Source organism: uncultured Aggregatibacter sp., assembly GCF_901873365.1.
Classification (GTDB): domain Bacteria; phylum Pseudomonadota; class Gammaproteobacteria; order Enterobacterales; family Pasteurellaceae; genus Aggregatibacter.
In genome coordinates this window covers 19,542-36,818 of the sequence record NZ_CABFLM010000060.1, presented here as the reverse complement: position 1 = coordinate 36,818, position 17,277 = coordinate 19,542, and the positions used below count along the sequence as shown (strand labels likewise).

The window sequence follows — 17,277 nt, the reverse complement described above, 5'->3', positions numbered from 1 at the left end:
GTATTATAGGAGGCCCGACAGCTGTTGGGCTTCTTTTTTCTGCACAAAAGTGCGGTGTTTTTTTACAACGTTTTTTGAAACGGTTATAAGTAGGATTTATGCTAAGTTATCGCCATAGTTTTCATGCTGGCAATCATGCGGATGTGTTGAAACATATCGTATTAATGTTGATTATTGAAAGCCTACAGCAAAAAGAAAAAGGTTTTTATTATTTAGATACCCATGCAGGCGCAGGGCGTTATCGTTTATTTAGTGCAGAAGCGGAGAAAACGGCTGAATATATGGACGGCATCGGTCGTTTGTGGGGACGAGAAGATTTACCGCCGGAAGTGGCGCGCTATGTGGCACTGATTAAAAAACTCAACTATGGCGGCACAGAATTGCGTTATTACGCAGGTTCTCCTTTGTTGGTTGCGAATTTATTACGCCCACAGGATCGTGCGCTGCTGATGGAATTGCACCCAAGCGAGTTTCCTTTGTTACGCAATAATTTCAAAGAATTTGAAAATGTGACGGTGAAAATCGGCGATGGCTTTCAGCAAGTCAAAGCCACATTGCCGCCCAAAGAGCGTCGTGGCTTGGTGCTAATTGACCCACCTTATGAACTGAAAGAAGACTATGATTTGGTGGTGAAAGCCATTGAAGAAGGTTATAAACGTTTTGCAACCGGTGTGTATGCCATTTGGTATCCGGTGGTGTTACGTCAACAAACTAAACGTATTGTAAAAGGCTTAGAAGCCACGGGGATTCGTAAAATTTTGCAAATCGAATTGGCGGTGCGTCCGGATTCTGAACAACGTGGCATGACAGCCAGTGGTATGATTGTGGTGAATCCACCTTGGATGTTGGAACAGCAGATGAAATCCATTTTGCCGTATTTAACCACCGCACTTGTGCCGCAGGGCACCGGCAGTTGGTCGGTGAATTGGATTACGCCGGAATAATACTGCCGACTGAGATAATACCGATTAGACTGATTCATTTATTCAGTTTGCGTGAAAAACGCAGTTTATTAGAGAATATGGCGTAATTTTATTTATTAAGGACAGACTATGACAAAACATTATGATTACATTGCCATCGGTGGTGGCAGCGGTGGAATTGCTTCCATTAACCGTGCAGCAAGTTATGGCAAAAAATGTGCCATTATTGAAGCAAAACATTTAGGTGGAACCTGTGTTAACGTGGGCTGCGTGCCGAAAAAAGTGATGTTCTACGGCGCACAAATTGCGGAAGCCATCCATCATTATGCACCGGATTACGGTTTTGATGTGGACGTGAAAAAATTTGATTTCGCCAAGCTAGTGGAAAGCCGTCAAGCCTATATTTCCCGTATTCATACTTCATACGATAACGTGTTGGCAAAAAATAACGTGGATGTGATTCGTGGTTTTGCCAAATTTGTCAATAAAAATACCCTTGAAGTAACTTTCGGCGATGGTTCCACCGAACAGGTAACGGCAGATCATATCTTGATTGCTACCGGCGGACGTCCAAGTATTCCTGCAATAAAAGGCGCGGAATACGGTATTGATTCTGATGGCGTTTTTGCGTTAACCGAGCTGCCTAAACGCACAGCTGTTGTCGGCGCAGGTTATATTGCTGTGGAGTTGGCAGGTGTCTTGAACAGCCTTGGTGTGGAAACCCACTTATTTGTGCGTAAACACGCACCGTTGCGTAATTTTGATCCAATGATGGTGGAAACCTTGGTGGAATCCATGCAACAAGACGGTATTACGCTGCACACTCATGCCATTCCAAAAGAGGTGGTAAAAAATGCAGATGGCTCGGTGACGCTTCACCTCGAAGATGGTCGTGCGCAAACCGTAGATTGCTTGATTTGGGCGATTGGACGTGAGCCGACGACCGATAAAATTAATTTACACGCCGCCGGCGTAGAAGCGAATGCGCGTGGTTTCATCAAGGTAGATAAATACCAAAACACCAATGTGCCGGGCATTTATGCGGTAGGCGATATTATTGAAGGCGGCATTGAACTCACGCCGGTGGCGGTTGCCGCCGGACGTCGTTTATCCGAACGCCTGTTTAACAATAAACCGAACGAACATTTAGACTACAATTTAGTGCCGTCCGTAGTGTTCAGTCATCCGCCAATTGGCACTGTGGGATTAACCGAACCACAAGCCATTGAACAATATGGTGCGGAAAATGTAAAAGTGTATAAATCTTCCTTTACTTCTATGTACACGGCTGTCACCCAACATCGTCAACCTTGCCGCATGAAATTGGTGTGCGTGGGTAAAGAGGAAAAAATCGTAGGTTTACATGGTATCGGTTTTGGCGTCGACGAAATGATCCAAGGTTTTGCCGTGGCGATCAAAATGGGTGCGACAAAAGCGGATTTTGACAACACCGTTGCCATCCACCCGACCGGTTCGGAAGAATTCGTGACCATGCGTTAATACTTCCTGAACAATCACTTTTGGGCCTGAACATCATCAGGCCCTTTATTTTACGAAAACAATGAAAAAAACAACCGCACTTTGGATGTTATCAACATCTCCTGAACGCTCATAATAACGAGCATCTGACCACGCCGATTTTTCACCGATTTCCGCCCCTTTTAAAACAACTTTTTCGGCTGATTTTTGAATTCACCATGACTTATTTTGCCTTCATTTCTCCTCGCCTGATTGCCAATTTCACCGGATGATCAAAAAAATCTATTTTGTATAAAAATTACCCTTTGCAAACGTTCGAAAAGTGCGTATGATAGCGCACCTTGTCGGTTGGCAGCCGAGTTTGGTCAAATGATTGGAAATGTTGGAGTCGTAATGCGTATTGGTTATTATCAATTAAAAAATCGCATTTTATTGGCGCCCATGGCCGGCATTACAGATCAACCTTTTCGTCGAATTTGTGCTACGTATGGCGCAGGTTTGACTTTCTCAGAAATGATGTCAACCAACCCGCAGGTATGGCACACCGAGAAATCGAAATTGCGTTTGGCTCATCACCAAGACGCCGGTATAAACGCCGTACAAATTGCGGGTTCCGATCCCGATGAAATGGCACAAGCCGCTCAAGTGAATGTGGAATACGGCGCTCAAATTATTGATATTAATATGGGCTGTCCGGCAAAGAAGGTGAATCGTAAAATGGCGGGCTCCGCACTTTTACAATATCCCCAACTTGTTCGACAAATTCTTGAGTCTGTGGTGAAGTCTGTTGAGGTTCCGGTAACCTTAAAAATTCGCACAGGTTGGGATTTGGAAAATCGAAATTGTGTAGAAATCGCCAAAATCGCGGAACAAAGTGGCATTCAAGCGTTAACCATTCATGGTCGTACCCGCGCCTGCAAATTTGAAGGCGAGGCAGAATATGAACATATTCGATTGGTGAAGCAGCAAGTCACGATTCCGGTGATTGCTAACGGTGATATTACTTCTGCCCAAAAAGCTAAAGCGGTACTCGATGACACGGGTGCAGATGGCATTATGATCGGACGTGGTGCATTAGGCCGACCTTGGTTGTTTCAATCCGTGGTTGGGCTAGTGGAACATGATTCGATTATTCAGGCGCCAAGCTTAGAAGAAAAATGTCGTGTAATTTTACAGCATATCCGGGAATTGCATCGCTTTTACGGAGAAGAAAAAGGCTACCGAATTGCACGCAAGCATATTGCTTGGTATTTACAGGACATTCAACCCGATTCTGTTTTTAAACAAGATTTTAATGCGCTCACCTCTGCTTCGGCACAATTGTCCGCATTAGAGCGATTTTTTAGTTTAATTTGATTTAATTAATGGATAGAAAAATGCTAGAACAACGTAATCCGGCAGAAGCATTAACTGTTTCAGTGCTGAATTCTCAATCTCAAGTCACTAACAAACCATTGCGCGACTCTGTAAAACAAGCGTTAAGAAATTATTTATCCCAATTGGACGGTCAAGATGTGAATGATCTGTATGAATTGGTACTGGCAGAAGTCGAACACCCAATGTTAGATATGATTATGCAATATACTCGTGGCAATCAAACCCGCGCAGCAACCATGCTCGGCATTAACCGCGGCACTTTGCGTAAAAAATTAAAAAAATACGGTATGGGTTAGTTTTTAACTGATTTTGATCGTAGCCCTTGTCCCTGTGACAAGGGCTTTTTATTTATTCAGTAGTTTATTGTGGTCATAACCAATCCAAAAACCATTTGACTGTATTAAACTCCACATTCACGCTTTCAAAGCCTTATCACCGCCTACTAAAGCGACTCCGTAAGAAAGATCTCCTTTAAACATTGAAAAAGTTCACGATACGCTTTGGCAGGTTTATTTTGCTCTCTTTCTTTTTTGGCTGAACGAATAAGATTGCGTAATTGTTGTCGGTCGGCTTGTGGATAATCATTAAATAGGCGGGTTAATGCCGCGTCGCCTTGTTCGATGAGTTCATCACGCAATAATTCTAGTTTATGTAGTACTACCTGCTGTTGTAAGTGTTTATTTTCAATCTTATCAAGTGCCTCTTGAATAGGTTCAACGTCTGTATTTCGCAATAATTTACCAATATATTGTAACTGGCGACGACGTGCTTCTTTTTGCAGACGCTGAGCAAGAAAAACCGCCTCTTGTAAGTTATCATCAAGTGGAATTTTGCCTAATTTTGCCGGGGTTAACTCAACCAATTTTTCACCAAGTTTTTTTAATGCTTCGGCATCACGTTTTATTTCACTTTTACTAACCCAAATAATCTCTTCTTGTTCTTCATTTTGCCATTCAAAATCATCTTGTTTGCGTTTTGCCATGTGTTATCTCCGATTCTGTGTCGTTCTTTTGGGAAGTAAGATAAAAAGAGGACTGGTTTCTTAGAAACCAGTCCCGATGTTACTCACTTTCATTGAAAGCGTAAGGTTTATTTTTTATGACGGGTATGTAACCCTTTTTTCTCTAAACCACGATAAATCAGCTGTTGTTGGATAATCGTGATGAGGTTAGACACTAACCAGTAAAGTACTAAGCCAGCCGGGAACCAAAGGAAGAATGCCATGAACATTAACGGCATAAAATTCATGATCTTTTGTTGCATCGGGTCGGCAGCCGGTGTCGGCGACATTTTTTGCAACAAGAACATGGATGCGCCCATTAAGATTGGTAGGATGTAATACGGATCTTGTGCAGACAAGTCTTGAATCCAGCCAAAGAATGGCGCATGGCGTAGTTCAACCGCTTCCATAAACGTCCAGTATAAAGCGATGAAAATCGGCATTTGTAACAATAACGGGAAGCAACCGCCTAATGGATTCACTTTTTCGTCTCGATACAATTTCATCATTTCTTCGCTCATGCGTTGACGATCATCACCGAAACGTTCGCGCATTTCTTGCAATTTCGGTTGTAACATACGCATTTTGGCCATAGACGTGTATTGCGCTTTCGTAAGCGGATATAAAATGGCTTTTACGATTAATGTAATACAGATGATGGCAACGCCCCAGTTATGGACTAATTGCTGAATAAACGTAAGTAACCAGAAAAGCGGTTTTGCAATGAACCATGCCCAACCATAGTCCACGGTTAAATCTAAATGATCGGCCACTTTTGCCATTTCATTTTGTAATTTTGGACCTGTCCATAATTTGCTGGTTAAGGTTTCAGTGCTATGTGGTTGAATCACTACCGCCGGACTACGATAACCAATTGAGCCGACATTATTAGCTTTATCAGTTCGGGTATAAAGCTGATTATCTACATCTTGATTTGGGATCCAAGCAGAAACAAAGTAATGCTGTAATACCGCAACCCAACCAGCTTTTGTTTGAATAGAGAGATCGGCATTTTCCATATCGCTGAAACTGTATTTTTTGTAGTTAGTTTCAGAAGAAGAATAAGCACCACCGGTGTAGGTTGGCATCGCGATGCTATCGGAACTGTCCACTAAACGATGCTTTAATTGAGCATAAGGTTCAACTTCAATTGCCGCATCACTTTGGTTATTAATTTCATAATTAACCGCAACCGCATATTCGCCACGTTTCAACACAAAAATTTTGCGATAGGTTACCCCGTTACGCTCATAGGTAAAAGGAACCACCAATTCATTTTGTCCTTCTGCCAATTTAAAGGTATCGCCTTCCACTTGGTATAAGGCACGTTCAGCTTTGGTATCAATGCCGTCTTTACCAATTAACCCACTTTGCGCAACATACTGGTGTTCCGGTGTATTTTGTAATAATACGAATGGCGTATTAGAATTCAATTCGGCATCGTATTTTAATAATTCTGAACGGATAACATCGCCACCAGCTGTATTGATTTGCAAGCGGAATACATCATTTTCTAAGGTGATAATACGGCCGTTGGTTGACGCTTCGTTTGTTGCTGCAACGGCATTTAAATTTGCTGAAGAGGGAACATCAGAAACGGCATTTTTTACTTGCTCGGTAACCGTTGGTTTTGGCGTGTGATAATCAAGTTGCCATTGCTGATAAACAACAAAAGACATAAAGAGTAGTGCGATGACTAGCAGGCTTCGTCTTGAATCCATTATTTATTCTCTGTTTTGTTATTATTGATCTTTGGTGGAACAGGATCGTATCCACCCGCGTGTAAGGGATGACATTTTAATATACGTTTTATCGTAAGCCAACCTCCTTTTACCATGCCATGGTTTTTTAACGCCTCAATGCCATAGCAGGAACAAGTCGGAGTAAAACGGCAACGAGGGCCGATTAATGGGCTGATAACAACTTGATAGAACCGAATGAATCCGATCAGGATTTTTGCGCCAAACGAATGTGTCGTTGCCATAATTTATCCAGTATTTGCCATAAAGTGCGGTTGTCTAAACGACCAATTCCTTGTTTAGCGACAACAACAAAATCATAAGACGGTAAACGGTGTTGGCTCAAACGAAAGGATTCACGGCATAACCGTTTAATACGATTACGATCATGAGCACGTTTGAGGTGTTTTTTTGCCACAGTTAAACCTAAGCGTGGGTGCTCAAGGTGATTTTGGCGAGCAAGAATAGTGATTTCAGGTGAACTAGCGCGAAACGGCTGTTGGAAGACGTATTTAAAATGTTCGGGAGTTAACAAACGTAACTCCCTAGGAAAGTTTAGCTTAACCACATTAATATGCGATTAGGCAGATAAACTTTTACGACCTTTAGCGCGACGACGAGCTAAAACTTGACGGCCATTTTTCGTAGCCATACGAGCACGGAAGCCGTGAGTACGGTTGCGTTTTAATACGGAAGGTTGAAATGTGCGTTTCATTATTATGTACCTAAAAAATAGTGAATTAACAGTTTCTATTTTGAATGTTTTAAAAACACGCAAAAAATAAGAATATTCAAAAATTAAGGAGTCGAATTTTAATCGTAAACTCGCCATCCGTCAAATAAGAATCAAGGAGAAATCTAAAAACTGTTTAAATTTTCCCCAACTCATGCATTTAGAAGCCCCGAAATTATACGTTTTTAACAAAAAATGGCAAGCAACCTTTTTTGCATTTTTTGATCATCGGTTAAAGATCTTTTTCTCCCTTTATTGTAGAATGATTCCCTTTCCAACCGCACTTTCAGCCGAAAATCCGCGTTTTAGGATATTCTGTTGCCAGCTAGACAATATAAAAACAAACATATCGCCGGTTGGTTAAACACCTATGAAAATCATCAATTACTATTAATTAGGGATACATAAAGTGGAAAACCGGTCTGATGCACTTTGGCAAAGCTGTTTGTTACAAATTCAAGATAAAATTCCTGCAGACGATTTCAAAATTTGGCTTTATCCGTTGCAAGCAGAGGCAACGGCTGAGAGCCTTTTGCTTTATGCGTCAAATGCCTTTGTGCAAAAATGGGTGATCGATAATTACCTGCCATTAATTCTGGATGTTGCCCGTCAAGCCAGCGCAAACCCCAATCTCAATGTATCCGTGATTGAAGGCATTAAACCCACTGCCCCAAAAGTAGAGAAACCTACGAAAAAACAAAGTGCGGTCGGTTTTTCGGAAGAAAAAAACACCAGTAAAACACCTTACAATTCCAACTTAAACACTAAATTGGTGTTTGATAACTTCGTTGAGGGGAAATCTAACCAACTGGCACGTGCTGTGGCACAAAAAGTGGCAGATAATCCCGGCGAACAAACCGCAAATCCACTTTTCTTATACGGTGGTACTGGCTTAGGTAAAACCCACTTGTTGCACGCCATCGGCAACGGCATTATCGCCAATAATCCGGAGGCGCGAGTGGTATATATTCACTCCGAGCGTTTTGTGCAACAGGTTGTGGCGTATATTCGTGACAACAAAATGGAAGAATTTAAAAAATTCTACCGCTCTTTAGATGCTTTGTTAGTGGATGATATTCAATTTTTCAGCGATAAAGAAAAAACCCAAGAAGAATTTTTCCATATTTTCAATACCTTATTTGAACGTGGTCGCCAAATCATTTTGACTTCAGACCGTTATCCACGAGAAATTGAAAAAATTGAAGAACGCCTAAAATCTCGTTTTGGCTGGGGACTGACAACCGCTATTGAACCGCCTGATCTTGAAACCCGTGTTGCCATTTTGATGAAAAAAGCGGAAGAAAATAACGTAGATCTACCCCACGATGTGGCGTTTTTCATCGGTCAAAAATTACGCACCAATGTGCGAGAATTGGAAGGCGCCTTAAATCGAGTGAAAGCCATGCAGGAATTTAAGGGGGAACCGATCACCATTGATTTTGTGCGTGAAACCCTAAAAGATATGTTGGCACTGCAAGATAAGTTAGTCACGGTTGACAATATTCAAAAAGTGGTGGCGGAATACTACCGCATTAAAGTCTCCGATTTAAAATCAAAAAACCGCTCCCGCTCAGTGGCTCGTCCGCGCCAAGTGGCAATGGCGTTGGCAAAAGAATTGACCAACCGCAGCCTGCCGGAAATCGGCAAGTCTTTCGGGGATCGCGATCACACGACGGTATTACACGCCTGTCGTAAAGTCATTGAATTACGGGAATCCGAGCTGGATATCCAAGAAGATTGGGCTAATTTAATTCGAATTTTATCCGTATAGGAGTCACCAAATGCAATTTATTATTTCTCGCGAAAATTTATTGAAGCCGTTGCAACAAGTGTGTGGCGTATTAAATAGTCGCCCGAATATTCCCGTGTTAAATAACGTCTTATTGCACATTGAGAATCACCAATTAACCATTACCGGCACGGATTTAGAAGTGGAGCTTTCTACTAAAACGCCATTGCTTCACGCAGAACAAGACGGCAAATTCACCATGCCGGCAAAAAAATTCTTAGATATTTGTCGTAGTTTGCCGGAGAATGCAGAAATTGCCGTTACATTTGAAGAAGATCGCGCCATTGTGCGTTCCGGTCGTAGCACCTTCAATTTATCCACCTTACCGGCGGAAGATTATCCAAACCTCACAGATTGGCAATCAGAAGTCGATTTCACTCTTGAGCAAGCGACGCTACGCCGTTTGATTGAAGCTACCCAATTTTCCATGGCAAATCAAGACGCGCGCTATTTCTTAAATGGTATGAAATTTGAAACGGAAGGTAATTTATTACGCACCGTCGCAACCGATGGCCACCGTTTAGCGGTTTGTACTATTCCATTAGAACAAGATTTACAGACTCATTCAGTGATTTTACCGCGTAAAGGCGTGTTAGAACTGGCACGTTTGTTGGAACCAAGCGATCAACCGGCGCGTTTGCAAATCGGTACCAATAACCTTCGCATTCAATTAAACAATATTACATTCACATCAAAACTTATTGATGGTCGTTTCCCTGATTACCGTCGTGTGTTGCCACGCAATGCCACCCGCATCGTTGAAGCAGGTTGGGAAACCTTAAAACAAGCCTTTGTACGCGCAGCAATTTTATCTAACGAACGTTTCCGTAGCGTGCGCTTACAACTTAGTGAAAACCAACTGAAAATCACCGCCACCAACCCGGAACAAGAAGTGGCAGAAGAAATTATCGATGTCTCTTACGGCGGCGAAGAAATGGAAGTGGGCTTTAACGTCAGCTATATTCTTGATGTGTTAAATGCGTTGAAATGCAACCAAGTGCGTATGCGCTTAACCGATGCCTCTTCCAGCTGCTTAATTGAAGATTGTGAAGATGCCAGCGCAGAATATGTGATTATGCCGATGCGCTTATAATGTATGGCGATTTCACGTTTAACCGTTGAAAATTTTCGTAATTTACAAGCCGTGGATCTGGAATTGGATCACAGCTTTAACTTTTTGGTTGGCAACAACGGCAGCGGCAAAACCAGCTTGCTAGAAGCCATTTTCTATTTAGGTCACGGGCGCTCTTTTAAAAGTGCGGTCAGTAATCGGATTATTTCTTACGATCAACCGCACTTTACCCTCTTCGGGCAAATTCAAGAACAGCAACATCAATGGTCGGTAGGTTTACAAAAGCTACGCCAAGGCAACACGCTCGTAAAAATCAATGGCGAAGACGGCAATAAAATTTCCGACCTCGCACACTTGCTCCCTATGCAAATCATCACGCCGGAAGGTTTAAATTTGCTCAACGGGGGCCCAAGCTATCGCCGCGCCTTTCTGGATTGGGGCTTATTTCATCATCACGTGAGTTTTTATAACCTGTGGGCGAGTTTAAGCCGTTTACTAAAACAACGAAATGCCGCCTTACAGCAAGTTTCCGGTTATCAACAAATGAAAATTTGGGACGTAGAATTGGTAAAACTTGCCGAGCAGGTAAGTCTGCTAAGATCTGAATATGCACAAGCCCTGCAACCGGAAATTGAACAAACTTGCCGTTTATTCCTGCCGGAACTCGACATTGGCGCGAGTTTTCATCAAGGCTGGGAAAAAGAACAAAGCTACGCAGAATTGCTAGAGCGTAATTTCCAGCGGGATCGTGCATTAGGCTATACGGTTTCCGGTCCGCAAAAAGCCGATTTTCGCTTTAAAGCCAATGGATTGCCGGTGGAAGATATTTTATCGCGTGGTCAGCTGAAATTATTAATGTGCGCCTTGCGTTTGGCTCAAGGTGAACATTTGATGGAACAAAAACAACGCCATTGTATTTTCCTTATTGATGACTTTGCCTCCGAGTTGGATCAAACTAAACGCAGTCTTCTCGCTGAACGCCTACAAAACAGCGGCTCACAAGTTTTTGTCACCGCCATTACACAAAATCAGCTCAACGAAATGCAACCGAAAAAGCACCGCACTTTTAAGATCGAGTCAGGCAAAATTGAATCATTATAAAAGAAATTAGCCTCCAGTTTGGGAGGCTAATCTCAAGAAAGTAGATCACTTCTGACTACAAACCGCAATAAAATGCAATTTATGCTCAGGGTCATTAAAGGTGCTAAACATTTTCTTAAACTGCTCACGATTTTCCGCTTTCATGGCATTTTTAATGATTTTCAGTGTACCTAACACGCCTTCGTCATAGATCATGCCTTTTGGCGACAACAGTGTCATCTCGCCAGAAAAGGTTTCGATATTACGAAAACCACTATCTAAAAACACCTGTTTCCAACCGTCTTTGGTTAATGGCGTGACCGTCACATTGATGGCATTGCGCATATTTTCCAAAATGGTTTTATGGTCATCCCCCACTAACATCACATCATGAGTCAGCAAAAAGCCACCCGGTTTCAATACGCGAAAATATTCGGCAACTGCCTTCATTTTGGCCTCAACAGGCAGCATGGTAAGCATCGCCTCATTAATCACAATATCAAAGGTATTGTCTTCAAAAGGCAATTTCATGGCATTGGCGCGCTGCACATGAATTTTGTCCTGTAAATTATTTGCAGCAATATTGGCTCTAGCTTTTTCCAAGGCGTTTTCATCTAAATCAACACCTTCAATCCGGCAACCATATTGCTTCGCCAAGCCAATGGCGGTAGTACACATATTACAGGCCACTTCCAGTACTTTTTTATCTTTATTAAAATCACCGCTTGCAATCAACCAATCGGTGGCTTTACGACCACCCGGGCGCAAACGGGTTTTACCTAAACGTGCCAAAAAATTATGACCGACTTCTTCTTTAGCCATCTGATTTCTCCTAAATAAAATAGCAGTGATGCCTATTATAAATAAATCTCATTTCGATTAAAGAAAAAAGATAAAAAATTCAAATGTCGTTGATAGTCAATAACATTCTAAAAATGCTCGATTTATGCCTTATTTTAGTTAGAATATAAGAGATTTTTAACATAAAAGGAGTAAACCAATGAAATTTAAAACTCTCTTAGCTGTAAGCATCAGCGCAATCTGTGCTGCAAGCATGGCGAACGCCCATGAACACAAACACGATAATATGGCGCCTACCGGTGCTTCCATTGAAGTGAAAGTGCAACAACTTGATCCGGTAAACGGTAACAAAGATGTGGGGACCGTTACCATTACTGAATCCAATTACGGTTTAGTATTTACCCCGAATTTACAAGGATTAAGCGAAGGATTGCATGGTTTCCATATTCATGAAAATCCAAGTTGTGAACCCAAAGAAAAAGAAGGAAAACTCACCGCGGGCTTAGGTGCTGGCGGTCACTGGGATCCTAAAGGCACAAAACAACACGGCTATCCATGGCAAGATGATGCCCATTTAGGGGATCTACCGGCATTAACCGTATTACATGATGGCACAGCGACTAACCCTGTTCTTGCACCACGTATCAAACACCTTGATGACGTTCGTGGTCATTCTATCATGATCCACGTGGGTGGCGACAACCACTCTGACCACCCTGCTCCACTTGGTGGTGGCGGTGCACGTATGGCATGTGGTGTAATTAAATAAGCCAACGACGAGACACCAAAAGTGCGGTGGAAAATAATTAAGAATTGAATCCACCCACGAAAAACGAGGTAATAAAATTAAGGACTGACAACGATATTACATCGAAATCAGTCCTTTTTATTTCTGTTCAAGTGAGCTGTGATATAATCACTTACAGTAACGCTAACAACCTCAGCATTTGTCTTTCTTACAATGATTAAGCGCCATCATGCACGTTTCCACATTAGATTCCGTGCCGTGGCGCTTAAATCTTACTTAAGACACGTTGGCATAATGAGCCTCATCGTGCCGCAATCAGCAATAAATTGCTGAGTTTTTGACCGCACTTTACACGTGCATTCTCTGCCATTAACTTATTTGGCGTCAGCCTTTTTCAACACTTCGTACATGGCATCTTTTAAACGTAATTTTTCCTTCTTCAACAATTCCACTTCATTGTGCGTGCCCAATTCAATATTGGATTCGATGTTTTTAATACGTTGATCGAGCTCATTATGTTTATCAAACAAATTGGCAAAATGTGCATCTTCAGTTTTAAGTTTAGTAATTAGATCTCTAAATTCAGGAAACATAGTGGAAATACCTCATATCAAGTTTTGATTCGACATAACGACTGTTATGTTAGGGTTATAGTAGCAAATCTCACTGAAAATAAATGTGCGAGAGATCACAAAATAAGTGTATAACGTATAACGCTTATTACAGTCTGTGTTCTTGCTTAATTTTATCTAACAACGCATCGCAACACGCATCTAATAATTCATAGGTTTGATTGAAATTTTTGGTAAACCACGGATCCGGAATGTGATCGATGCCTAAATCTGGGCAAAGTGCGGTGATTTGAAACAGTTTTTCCGGATGATGTCCAAATAGCTTTTCCAAATCCCGTAAATTTTCATTGTCCATGGCAATCAGATAATCAAAATCCGCCCAATCTTTTAACCGCACTTTACGGCTGACAAAATCATTTGAAGCGATTTTATGTTGATCCAGTATGTCGGCAGTGCCGCAGTGCATACCTTCGCCGTCGTGCCACCCGGAGGTGCCGGCGCTGGCAGTTTGGATTTTGTGTTGCAAATGAGCCTGTTTGATTTTTTCCCGCATGACGTATTCTGCCATCGGAGAACGACAAATATTGCCTAAACAGACGAAAAGGATTTTGATTGGTTGCATTTTTTTCTCTCTCAAAAGTCATAAAAAAATCCTCATGGCGAGGATTTTTGTTGAAGGAATTAACAGGTTCCCCATAAATCGTATTCATCAGCATCCGTAATATGCACAGAAATTACATCGCCAATATTGACCGCACTTTGGCTTTGATTATCTACATACACCAAGCCGTCAATTTCCGGCGCATCCGCCATGGAACGACCAATAATGCCGTCTTCGTTGATTTCATCCACAATGACTTTTAACGTTTTGCCGATTTTTTGTTGTAAGCGAGCCGCGGAAATGGCTTGTTGGAGTTGCATGAAACGATGATAACGTTCTTCTTTCACGTCTTCCGGCACTTGATCCGGCATCTCTGTCGCCGGCGCACCTTCTACCGGGCTGAATTTGAAACAGCCCACTCGATCTAGCTGTGCCTCTTTCAAGAAATCCAACAGCATTTGGAAATCTTCTTCCGTTTCTCCTGGGAAACCAACGATAAAGGTAGAGCGTAAGGTTAATTCTGGGCAAATTTCACGCCACGCTTTAATGCGCTCTAAAGTGCGGTCGATTTTGCCGGGTCTTTTCATGGCTTTCAGAATTTTCGGGCTGGCGTGTTGCAATGGAATGTCCAAATAAGGCAACAGCTTGCCTTCCGCCATGAGCGGAATCAATTCGTCCACGTGCGGATACGGATAAACATAGTGCAAGCGAACCCAAATGCCCAAATTGCCTAATTGGCGACACAAGCTGATTAAATTATTTTTAATTGGCATGCCGTTCCAAAAGACGGTTTTATTTTGGTTTTCTTTGGTTTGGTCTAAGGCATAAGCGGACGTGTCTTGGGACACAATTAACAGCTCTTTTACGCCAGCATCCACTAAACGTTTGGCTTCATCCAAAACTTGAGTAATCGGACGGCTGTCCAAATCGCCACGCATAGATGGGATAATACAGAACGTGCAACGATGGTCGCAGCCTTCGGAAATTTTTAAATAGGCGTAATGTTTTGGCGTGAGTTTCACACCTTGCGCCGGCAGCAGGCTTTCATACGGATTATAGGCCGGTTTCGGTACATATTTTTGCACCTGGTTCATCACGGTTTCATAACTGTGTGGGCCGCTGATTTCCAACACTTTTGGGTGAACTTGGCGAATTTGATCTTCTTTTGCGCCAAGGCAGCCGGTCACAATTACTTTGCCGTTTTCTTCCAAGGCTTCGCCAATAGCTTCCAAAGATTCTTGTACGGCGCTGTCAATAAAGCCGCAAGTATTCACGATCACTAAATCGGCATTTTCATAGCTCGGAATAATGTTATAACCGTTGGAACGTAATTCCGTCAGAATACGTTCTGAATCCACTAAATTTTTCGGGCAACCAAGGCTGACAAAGCCGATGTTTGGGGTAGAACTCATAAATTTTCTCAAAAAGTCTATCGCGGGTAATAAAAAAGGGGCTAATTCTACCTTTTTTTGTACAAAAAGGCGACAGTGAAATGCCAATAAAAATCGGGTTTTCACGTTTTGCTTTCCGTGTAACAGCTTTTCATTTCAGCGGAATCCGCTATAATGTGTGCCGTTTTTTAACCCTTAAAAAACACAACCTATTTTCATTCATAAGAGGAAAAATCATGGCAAAACAAAAACATGCCTTGCAGACACCGCCTCAAAATTCGCAAGGAACGATGACCTATCAGCATCAGCGCGGTGTGATTAAAGAGAATGCAATTCAAGCGTTATTACACGATAAACTCTTTCGCCAACGTGTTGAACGAAATAAGAAAGGCAAAGGCAGCTATCAACGTCAAGCGAAACACGCAAATCGTTATTACGAAAAGCCCGATAATAAGATTTCTATGATAAGAGATTTTATTATCGGGCTTTTTTCTATTCGTAAAGTTTATGTAATGTATTGATATAAATGAGGTTATTATGACAATGAAAACAGAAATTTTATTTAACAACACATGGAACGTCAGAATTAGCGATCCGGGCGAAGAAGGGGCGAAAAGCCACTTTTTTGAAACCATTTATGTGACGTTGGAAGCACATATCGACGGCAATCAAACAACATATACCTTTACCCGCAAAGTGGAAGACCAAATTAAAATTAAAAAAGACTTCACCGATTTGGATGAATTATTCATTTATTTAAGCGAGCAAATCTCTCCGGTAGCCTTAGGGCATTTAGGGATTAAAATCGGCAATTTAGGGCTGGTAAAAGATTAACTGATAAAAAAGAAACCCAATATTACATCGGGTTTCTTTTTATGCCATCGAACCATAACATATAAAGTGCGGTCGTTTTTTATGGCGTTTTTTAACGTTTCATGAATTGGAAGATTATTTTTTCTTCGCGTATTTCAAGGAGTCGATAGCTACTGCGAGGATGATGATGCTACCTTTAATGATGTATTGCCAGTAAGGGTTCACACCGATATACGTTAAACCATAGTTAATGACGGTGAAGATGATAACCCCGGTAATCACACCGATAACCGTACCCACACCACCGGCGAAAGATACACCGCCTACCACGCAGGCTGCGATAGCATCCAATTCATACATGAAACCGAGGTTATTGGTTGCAGAACCGATACGACCAGCCTCTAACATACCACCGAATGCATAGAACATACCGGCAATCATGTAGATGACAACAAGGTTACGAGCCACGTTTACACCGGAAACTTTTGCTGCTTCAGGGTTACCACCGATAGCAAAGATATTTTTACCGAAGCGTGTTTTGTTCCACATCACCCACACACCGAAAGCACAAATGGCCGCATAAATAGTGATATAAGAGAGCTTAAACGAACCTAGACGGATGAAGCCTTGAGCAAAAACAGAGAAGTTTTCGCTGAAACCGGCGATAGGGGAGCCGCCTACAGCATCGTAATAAAGGGAGTTGAAACCGTAAACGATAATCATGGTACCCATGGTGGCGATAAACGGTGTTACGTTTAAGTAAGCAATAACCAAACCGTTGACTAAACCGATGACTGCACCCACAGCACAAACGGCAAGGATAACCACCGGAATTGGAATTTCACCGAGGTCAGGGAAAACACGGTTCATGTTTTCCATGGATTGCAACATGGTCGCGGAGATTACCGCGGCGAGACCAACCTGACGACCGGCGGACAAGTCGGTACCTTGTGTGACCAATAAGCCGGCAACCCCAAGAGCGATGATTAAACGCACGGAGGACTGGGTCAGAATGTTACTGAAGTTAACCAAGTTAAGAAATGTCGGATCTTGTGCGATGATGATGCCAAGTAAAATCAACAACACAAAATAAATCGCATTTTGTTTTAGGAAATCGAATGATTTATTTTTTTCTAAGGCACTCATAATTTGTTCCTTT

20 protein-coding genes are annotated in these 17,277 nt (G+C 42.1%); 10 read left to right on the top strand and 10 right to left on the bottom strand.

Translation table 11 applies throughout. The features are described from left to right. Positions 1 to 98: 98 nt before the first annotated feature. The 4 genes from QZ106_RS04760 to fis all read left to right on the top strand — a co-directional run bounded on the left by QZ106_RS04760 (position 99) and on the right by fis (position 4,075). The gene (locus QZ106_RS04760; RefSeq protein ID WP_295974944.1) at positions 99 to 944 is read left to right on the top strand and encodes a 23S rRNA (adenine(2030)-N(6))-methyltransferase RlmJ; all 846 of its coding nucleotides are present in this window, start codon (positions 99 to 101) and stop codon (positions 942 to 944) included. Positions 945 to 1,052: 108 nt separating this feature from the next. Next, positions 1,053 to 2,423 carry a glutathione-disulfide reductase gene (gene gorA / locus QZ106_RS04755; protein WP_295974941.1) on the top strand — a complete coding sequence of 457 codons (1,371 nt, stop codon included), beginning with the start codon at positions 1,053 to 1,055 and terminating at the stop codon, positions 2,421 to 2,423. 372 nt (positions 2,424 to 2,795) lie between these two features. Further along, complete coding sequence (gene dusB / locus QZ106_RS04750) at positions 2,796 to 3,758, top strand: tRNA dihydrouridine synthase DusB (protein ID WP_295974938.1); 963 nt, start codon at positions 2,796 to 2,798, stop codon at positions 3,756 to 3,758. A gap of 20 nt (positions 3,759 to 3,778) precedes the next feature. Further along, on the top strand, positions 3,779 to 4,075 hold the full coding sequence (fis, locus tag QZ106_RS04745) for a DNA-binding transcriptional regulator Fis (RefSeq protein WP_011608721.1): 297 nt from the start codon (positions 3,779 to 3,781) through the stop codon (positions 4,073 to 4,075). A gap of 146 nt (positions 4,076 to 4,221) precedes the next feature. Here the strand turns inward: fis and yjgA are convergent, their stop codons facing one another. The 5 genes from yjgA to rpmH all read right to left on the bottom strand — a co-directional run bounded on the left by yjgA (position 4,222) and on the right by rpmH (position 7,233). Then, positions 4,222 to 4,761 carry a ribosome biogenesis factor YjgA gene (yjgA, locus tag QZ106_RS04740; protein WP_295974919.1) on the bottom strand — a complete coding sequence of 180 codons (540 nt, stop codon included), beginning with the start codon at positions 4,759 to 4,761 and terminating at the stop codon, positions 4,222 to 4,224. A gap of 107 nt (positions 4,762 to 4,868) precedes the next feature. Beyond that, positions 4,869 to 6,500 carry a membrane protein insertase YidC gene (yidC, locus tag QZ106_RS04735; protein ID WP_295974918.1) on the bottom strand — a complete coding sequence of 544 codons (1,632 nt, stop codon included), beginning with the start codon at positions 6,498 to 6,500 and terminating at the stop codon, positions 4,869 to 4,871. Beyond that, positions 6,500 to 6,763, bottom strand: coding sequence for a membrane protein insertion efficiency factor YidD (yidD, locus tag QZ106_RS04730; RefSeq protein WP_209363441.1), 264 nt, complete (start codon positions 6,761 to 6,763; stop codon positions 6,500 to 6,502). The genes yidC and yidD overlap by 1 nt, the downstream gene beginning before the upstream one ends. Next, on the bottom strand, positions 6,727 to 7,086 hold the full coding sequence (gene rnpA / locus QZ106_RS04725) for a ribonuclease P protein component (protein ID WP_209363443.1): 360 nt from the start codon (positions 7,084 to 7,086) through the stop codon (positions 6,727 to 6,729). The genes yidD and rnpA overlap by 37 nt, the downstream gene beginning before the upstream one ends. A 12-nt stretch (positions 7,087 to 7,098) precedes the next feature. Further along, positions 7,099 to 7,233 (bottom strand): 50S ribosomal protein L34, encoded by a 135-nt coding sequence (rpmH, locus tag QZ106_RS04720; RefSeq protein WP_007241546.1) that lies wholly within the window; start codon positions 7,231 to 7,233, stop codon positions 7,099 to 7,101. Positions 7,234 to 7,660: 427 nt separating this feature from the next. Here rpmH and dnaA point away from each other — a divergent pair, with 427 nt between their 5' ends. Genes dnaA through recF form a run of 3 tightly spaced genes read left to right on the top strand, consistent with a single transcriptional unit; the run spans position 7,661 to position 11,213 of the window. Next, entirely contained in the window at positions 7,661 to 9,022 is a 1,362-nt protein-coding gene (dnaA, locus tag QZ106_RS04715; protein ID WP_295974899.1) for a chromosomal replication initiator protein DnaA, read from the top strand. Positions 9,023 to 9,032: 10 nt separating this feature from the next. Next, the gene (gene dnaN, locus QZ106_RS04710) at positions 9,033 to 10,133 is read left to right on the top strand and encodes a DNA polymerase III subunit beta (protein WP_295974897.1); all 1,101 of its coding nucleotides are present in this window, start codon (positions 9,033 to 9,035) and stop codon (positions 10,131 to 10,133) included. Between the two features lie 3 nt (positions 10,134 to 10,136). Beyond that, positions 10,137 to 11,213: a DNA replication/repair protein RecF gene (gene recF / locus QZ106_RS04705; RefSeq protein WP_295974895.1), complete on the top strand. Its 1,077-nt coding sequence runs from the start codon at positions 10,137 to 10,139 to the stop codon at positions 11,211 to 11,213. 45 nt (positions 11,214 to 11,258) lie between these two features. Here the strand turns inward: recF and QZ106_RS04700 are convergent, their stop codons facing one another. Next, on the bottom strand, positions 11,259 to 12,014 hold the full coding sequence (locus tag QZ106_RS04700) for a class I SAM-dependent methyltransferase (RefSeq protein WP_295974892.1): 756 nt from the start codon (positions 12,012 to 12,014) through the stop codon (positions 11,259 to 11,261). Positions 12,015 to 12,192: 178 nt separating this feature from the next. Here QZ106_RS04700 and sodC point away from each other — a divergent pair, with 178 nt between their 5' ends. Further along, positions 12,193 to 12,762 (top strand): superoxide dismutase [Cu-Zn] SodC, encoded by a 570-nt coding sequence (gene sodC, locus QZ106_RS04695; RefSeq protein ID WP_295974889.1) that lies wholly within the window; start codon positions 12,193 to 12,195, stop codon positions 12,760 to 12,762. A gap of 353 nt (positions 12,763 to 13,115) precedes the next feature. Here the strand turns inward: sodC and QZ106_RS04690 are convergent, their stop codons facing one another. The 3 genes from QZ106_RS04690 to rimO all read right to left on the bottom strand — a co-directional run bounded on the left by QZ106_RS04690 (position 13,116) and on the right by rimO (position 15,326). Continuing rightward, on the bottom strand, positions 13,116 to 13,334 hold the full coding sequence (locus tag QZ106_RS04690; RefSeq protein ID WP_021616303.1) for a YdcH family protein: 219 nt from the start codon (positions 13,332 to 13,334) through the stop codon (positions 13,116 to 13,118). Positions 13,335 to 13,461: 127 nt separating this feature from the next. After that, positions 13,462 to 13,935, bottom strand: a complete 474-nt coding sequence (locus QZ106_RS04685; RefSeq protein WP_295974884.1) for a low molecular weight protein-tyrosine-phosphatase — start codon at positions 13,933 to 13,935, stop codon at positions 13,462 to 13,464. 59 nt (positions 13,936 to 13,994) lie between these two features. Further along, complete coding sequence (gene rimO, locus QZ106_RS04680) at positions 13,995 to 15,326, bottom strand: 30S ribosomal protein S12 methylthiotransferase RimO (RefSeq protein ID WP_295974882.1); 1,332 nt, start codon at positions 15,324 to 15,326, stop codon at positions 13,995 to 13,997. A gap of 215 nt (positions 15,327 to 15,541) precedes the next feature. Here rimO and QZ106_RS04675 point away from each other — a divergent pair, with 215 nt between their 5' ends. Both QZ106_RS04675 and QZ106_RS04670 read left to right on the top strand, forming a co-directional pair. Beyond that, positions 15,542 to 15,826 carry an alternative ribosome-rescue factor A gene (locus QZ106_RS04675; RefSeq protein WP_048750702.1) on the top strand — a complete coding sequence of 95 codons (285 nt, stop codon included), beginning with the start codon at positions 15,542 to 15,544 and terminating at the stop codon, positions 15,824 to 15,826. 16 nt (positions 15,827 to 15,842) lie between these two features. After that, positions 15,843 to 16,139, top strand: a complete 297-nt coding sequence (locus tag QZ106_RS04670) for a DUF5377 family protein (protein ID WP_295974875.1) — start codon at positions 15,843 to 15,845, stop codon at positions 16,137 to 16,139. Positions 16,140 to 16,253: 114 nt separating this feature from the next. Here QZ106_RS04670 and mglC read toward each other — a convergent pair whose 3' ends face one another. After that, a complete protein-coding gene (mglC, locus tag QZ106_RS04665; RefSeq protein ID WP_290521921.1) occupies positions 16,254 to 17,264 on the bottom strand; it encodes a galactose/methyl galactoside ABC transporter permease MglC in 1,011 nt (336 codons plus the stop codon). Positions 17,265 to 17,277 lie beyond the last annotated feature (13 nt).